The sequence below is a fragment of the Streptomyces sp. HPF1205 genome (assembly GCF_020400825.1).
Lineage (GTDB): Bacteria > Actinomycetota > Actinomycetes > Streptomycetales > Streptomycetaceae > Actinacidiphila.
Window position 1 is genome coordinate 1 of the sequence record NZ_JAINVH010000146.1, and the last position, 565, is coordinate 565.

At 70.3% G+C, this 565-nt stretch carries 1 protein-coding gene; it reads left to right on the forward strand.

Annotated elements, in window-relative coordinates; genetic code table 11:
* The coding region (locus K7G61_RS36030; RefSeq protein ID WP_374204354.1) for a ketoacyl-synthetase C-terminal extension domain-containing protein at positions 1-565 on the forward strand (565 nt) is incomplete at both ends.

A 565-nucleotide genomic window follows, 5' to 3' on the forward strand; every position in this document is an offset into this window, starting at 1 on the left:
GAATCAGGACGGTGCGAGTAATGGGTTGACGGCGCCGAATGGTCCTTCGCAGCAGCGGGTGATCCGGCAGGCGCTCGCCAGCGCTCGTCTGGCTCCTTCCGATGTGGACGTGGTGGAGGCGCACGGTACGGGGACGGCGTTGGGGGATCCGATCGAGGCGGAGGCGCTGATCGCCACGTACGGGCAGGGGCGGCCGGCAGGCCGGCCGTTGCTGCTGGGGTCGGTGAAGTCGAACATCGGGCACACACAGGCTGCCGCGGGTGTGGCGGGTGTGATGAAGATGGTGCTTGCGATGCGGTACGGGCTGGTGCCGCGGACGCTGCATGTGGAGGAGCCGTCGCCCCAGATCGACTGGAGCGGCGGTGCGGTGGAGCTGGCGGTGGACGCGCGGACCTGGCCCGGTGAGGGCGGAGTGCGTCGCGCGGGTGTGTCCTCGTTCGGGGTGAGTGGCACCAACGCCCACGCGATCATCGAAGTCACCCCCGAGGCGATGGAACTGGGGCCGACCGGGCCGGGGGCTTTCCTGGAACCGGCCGAGGCCGTGGAGGCCGTCGAATCGGTGGAG